Here is a 4827-nt window from a genome sequence, read left to right as displayed (position 1 = left end):
GGGAACAGGTCGGGTTGCAGGTTCTTCCTGAACTCAAAGCGAAGCCGTGAGACCTTCCGTCCTGCCTTGATGGGCGTCCACTGGATAAGCCAGCCGTCTTTCTCGACCAGTTCCTTGACTGCCGGCTCGATGATGCGACGCTTGATGTTGTTGAAGTTAGCTTTTTGCTTCTCTGTTGCGTCCATCGAGGCGCAGAAATCCTCAATAGTATATTCGGCCAGCCCACTGTCCCGATAGTGCATGAGCAGTTCTAGCAGCCGCCATGAGTAGGCCGATCGGAGAGCATTGGCCTGTTGAAGTTTGTAGGTGGTGAACTGCTTTTTTAGCCCCATGAGTGATGGAAGAATAGGTGGCCACCAAATCAATTCAACCCAGCCTTCATTCTCATAGTATCGGCATTGTCCCACCCATCGCATGTCATTGCGGACGGGTTTAAGCAGCTTGCCAGCCCGTGTGTAGGCAGGTTCAAAAAAGGTGATCTTGCGCTCAAACAGATGCTTCGCGGCATCCTGTAGGGCTTCGTAGGCCGTTGGCATCCCGCATTTCGCTATTTCTGCGTATTCGGATGCTGTGATCTTGGTGCGAGGTAGTGACGTAGCTGGGGGCACGGGCGCACGGCTGTTCATCTTGGATACGGCCAGCATAACAATGCGTTTCTCTGCCAGCGTGAGCCCATGACCGGCTCTCACGAGAGCATTGCTCATTGTGACCTGCGGGTCATGTTTGGGAATGACCGCGTAGTTTTTGCGGATTACTGACGTTTCTACGGTCAACTGCGTCACTTTCCGATTGTATGCGACTTACAAAATTTGTGGCGTATAAAATATAATACGTCAATTATTTTTTATGACGTATTAACTCGGAAGATGACGCAATAGGGTGTGGGTAAGGGGTTTTTGGGCTGTGGATGACACTCGGAAAATGACGCATTAACTCGGAAAATGACGCATTTAACTCGGAAAATGACGCATTAATGGCTTGTATCTATATGAAATAAAATGGTTTTTTTTATATAAACAAGAAGAAACAAGAAAAGAAAGAAGGCAGATGTGAGTAACTGCTGTGGATGAGCTCGAAAAATGACGAATTTCATACCACCGCCTTCTCGGTTATCGGCGCCTCACCGTGGATGATTATGAAATTCGTTATAAGATCACGGCGATTGCCCTGTCTTTATAGTTCTGTGGCATGTCATGAAAATAAGGTCATCATGACGGGTCCGCTAGAAGTTACCAGGACCATAAATTTAGAATTGATCCGAAGTGAAAAAAAATTTTAAAAGACTACTAACTCTTCTTCCTTTATTTTTGGATATTCAAATGACACCTGAGGACATTAAAGTAAAAAACAATTTAGGTACCGGTAAATTTGTTTTATTTGACTTTCTAACATTAAGAATATTCCAGATACATAGAATAGAAAAAACAACTGATTTAATTTTTGAATTTTCTGAAAAGAAAATTGCTGGAGATGGATTTGTTTTATCCCTAAAAATATTGCTTGGTTGGTATTTATTCCTTGCTCTTTATGATGGTTTTCTTGGTGTAATAGGTAATTTAATAGGAATTTTGTATTGTGGGTTGACAATATATTGGAGTTTTGAAGCAAAAAAAGAGATAGAAAATTATGTAGTTAAAAACCATAGGATTAATTACAAACTAAATGGTTTGTATACATTTTTTCTAAATGTATACTATATTAATTACTGCTTAAATGATATACACGATGAAGTTTCTAAAAGTGAGTATTTAAGAAATACATCTTCTTGATATTTTAGGGAAGTCAACAATTTTTATTTCAATACGGATAGGCAAAAGAGATAGCTGATTGTATTGAAAATTAGTCTGAAATTTAACTTTGAATATGGAAACAACCCAATGAATTTAAAAAAAATAGCTTCGGTTGCAGGCTTAAGTCTTATGCTGGCACTTTCAGCTTGTGCTTCTGGCGGCAATGAATCCATCAAAAACGAAACCGGCGCTTCCATTGATCAAAAAATTCATGATGGAGTTACAACAAAAGAACAGGTTCGTCAGCTTTTTGGTGATCCTGCTCAAACGTCTTTTACAGACAGTGGACATGAACAGTGGCAATATACTTTTGATAATTCAAAATCTGATGTTACTAATTTTATCCCTGTTTACGGTGACCTTCATCAGGGCCAGCACGGAACAGCTAAACATTTAACCATTATTTTCAACAATGACGTTGTTTGGCACCATTCTATGAATTCGTCTGCTGTAAAATCATCAGCAGGATTATTCTGATAGCTTATAATCTTAGGCGTATCCTGCGAAGTGGCCTTTCTGGCGCTTCGCAGGATACGCCGCTCCTGCTCCGCACTCACCCATACCTGAAACACCCCTCAAATTGGCCCGTAAATGGCTCAGGAATGGGGTGTGTTAGTGAGGCAGTGTATTTCACTGGGGGCGGGAAGAAGGCGTCAGGACGGCCTTTTTTTCCGCAAACCTCAAAGGGGTGGTGATTACCCCGTCCACCTGGAAGGTGCTGGATCGGTTAGCTGAAAATGCTGAAGGCGCACCAAATGAGACTCACGAGACCCGTCCCGATGAGTGTCATTTCCAGACGCAAAAAATGCCGCCGTTCTGTTTTTTCCATGCGATCTAACCGGTCTAAAATTGGCCGAACGACCTCAATGCTGCCCATGATCGTAACCCCCTAAATGTAACTTTTTTGCTTTCAGGGCAGAAATGCCAGCCTATTATACCACCGAGTATACAAAAATTTCTTAAAAATGGCTGAATACAGCCAGTTTTTTCATGTCGTGTTATACCACCGAGTATACCACTTTTTTCGTCGGTGCGAAAAAATATAGTTATTACAATGTGTTATTCAGTCCGAAGGACTGCGTTTTGTGTATAGGCCAAAATTAAGGGTAAAATCATCATTTCGAGCTTTGAAAAATCCCTTCACGCTCCGCCTTATTCCAAAAAAATCGTTTTTTCCTTGGAGCGAAGCGACCCTACACGGAAAACACACGGAAAACTCACGGAATGTGTTTTCCGGTGAAGTCCTCTAGGTCGATCTACCGTGAGTCGTACTGTCGAGCTGGTAGATCAGGCTCCAAGCCATCAATGGACGGTTGAGAGGGGGGAGGCATACCGGGGCCAGTGGGAAGCTGACGCTCACCGGGGTAGAGGGTAGGAATGCGGCGCTGAACACCGATAGCCGGAGCTGGTCACGAGACTGGCCCCACGCCACGCGATCATTCACCATGTAGGCCGCCTCCTTGCCTCGGCCAAGTCAGACAACGGAAATCCATTTCTCGGCCACAAGGTCGCGCACGGCCCGCTGCACCGTGTCCACGCTACAGCCCATGAGCTTTGCTAAAACGACTTGCGGGATCACCACGGCATTTTGGTGCCCCATCTGCGCAACTAGAGGGTGTTATGCGCTTTGCGTGAGCAGTCTGGCTGCATTTTTCAGCATGAAATTTGCGAAGGCTATGGTGTGTATCCCGCTTTCATCCAGCGCCGGGATTGCTGGTAAACCGCAGCCTACGGAGGAAAATCGTTCGACATCGTCCGCCATGCAATACCGTAACGGATCACATAACGAAGACCGTTGAACATCTCACGGAATTCTACTTCCCGTACAATTGATTTATTTCAAATGATTTTGTAATGAAAAGGATTGTTATTTACTTGAAGGTGTTTATAATGAAAATTTTACTATGTATTTTACTATTTATATTTGTAAATATATTTGCAGTTTATTTAAAATCAATGCTTATTTTTTCCATTATTTATTTGCTGTCATTGGCATTGTTGGCGATTTACGCGCATAATAATATTTCCTTCGACGGTATACACAACGCCCTTCATCAGTCATCTAAAAAAAAATTTTGGAAAACAATAATTAGAAGATATGGAGATGAAATTGTTGCACAAAATGTAAGAACAGATGGATCAGAATATTTATCTATTTTATTAATGGTATTAACTTTAGTTCCGGCATTTATTTTTGGTGGTATACCGTTCTTTTTTAAGCAATATATTTTCTACTCAAAATTTAATGGGTTTAGTATTTTAAGTCCTGAATATAGATCTTTGGTTTTTGATTTCACAATTCCATCTTATGAGCCTCATTGGCTGTATGCAGAAATGATTGCCTCTTTCTTAATTGGATTTATATGTACGTGGAATTTTATGCCATTAATTTTGTCAATATTGCGTAAATTAATTTGTATTTCATTTGTTATTATTTCTATTATTTCTGTATGTTATGGTGTTTATTGGTGCTTCACATGATTTTTAATTTATTGTAGATTTTAAAAAATTAATTGTTAGTCTTGATATGGCGATATATCCGGTCTGTATAATTTTTCGTTGTATGTTGGACGTGTCTCGGTTTAGTTCCGGACCATAGGTTATCTGTTCAGCGGAGTTGCTCTCATAATCCAGAGGGCTTTTCCATTGAAGTGCGGAATGCAGACTCTTCTGCCATTCGGGAACCGATAGGGGCAGGAAAGAGGGCTGGGGATACATCACGCATCGATCCTGCCCGGACGATCGGGAGGCTCACCCCAATCGTCATTTCGTCAAGATGCTGCATCTCTATCGTCGGTGATAGCCACGGATTCAACTTTCCGGCTTCCCTGAACGTCTTTCAGCCCATCCCGTATGACATTGTAAGCCTTGCTGGCGACCGACTTAGGGATAGGTGCACCAGCCTCGGACAGTTGGGAAATCATACTGACAAGGCGCTCCGCGTCTGACAAGTGGCAGACTGACTATGGTGGGGGGAACAGGTCGGGTTGCAGGTTCTTCCTGAACTCAAAGCGAAGCCGTGAGACCTTCCGTCCTG

Annotated in this window: 6 protein-coding genes; 4 read left to right on the top strand and 2 right to left on the bottom strand. The window is 42.6% G+C overall.

Annotated elements, in window-relative coordinates:
* A partial coding sequence (locus tag HK25_RS05565; protein ID WP_198945951.1) for a replication initiation protein occupies positions 1–773 on the bottom strand: 773 nt, incomplete at its 3' end.
* Between the two features lie 489 nt (positions 774–1262).
* Between HK25_RS05565 and HK25_RS05560 the strand changes: the two genes are divergently transcribed.
* A complete protein-coding gene (locus HK25_RS05560) occupies positions 1263–1769 on the top strand; it encodes a hypothetical protein (protein ID WP_086635581.1) in 507 nt (168 codons plus the stop codon).
* 108 nt (positions 1770–1877) lie between these two features.
* Complete coding sequence (bamE, locus tag HK25_RS05555; RefSeq protein ID WP_086635580.1) at positions 1878–2267, top strand: outer membrane protein assembly factor BamE; 390 nt, start codon at positions 1878–1880, stop codon at positions 2265–2267.
* A 997-nt stretch (positions 2268–3264) separates the two neighbouring features.
* On the opposite strand, the gene HK25_RS13545 is transcribed toward bamE, so the two are convergent.
* A complete protein-coding gene (locus tag HK25_RS13545) occupies positions 3265–3339 on the bottom strand; it encodes a hypothetical protein (RefSeq protein WP_369824732.1) in 75 nt (24 codons plus the stop codon).
* An 82-nt stretch (positions 3340–3421) separates the two neighbouring features.
* On the opposite strand from HK25_RS13545, the gene HK25_RS12930 reads away from it, so the two are divergent.
* Together HK25_RS12930 and HK25_RS05540 are read left to right on the top strand one after the other, a co-directional pair.
* Positions 3422–3589, top strand: coding sequence for a hypothetical protein (locus HK25_RS12930; RefSeq protein ID WP_158092920.1), 168 nt, complete (start codon positions 3422–3424; stop codon positions 3587–3589).
* 91 nt (positions 3590–3680) lie between these two features.
* A complete protein-coding gene (locus HK25_RS05540; RefSeq protein WP_086635579.1) occupies positions 3681–4271 on the top strand; it encodes a hypothetical protein in 591 nt (196 codons plus the stop codon).
* The last annotated feature ends 556 nt before the right edge of the window (positions 4272–4827 follow it).

This window comes from Acetobacter sp. DsW_059, assembly GCF_002153695.1.
Classification (GTDB): Bacteria; Pseudomonadota; Alphaproteobacteria; order Acetobacterales; family Acetobacteraceae; genus Acetobacter; species Acetobacter thailandicus.
Note: the sequence above shows the minus strand (reverse complement) of the source record. Positions and strands in the feature narration are given on the sequence as shown.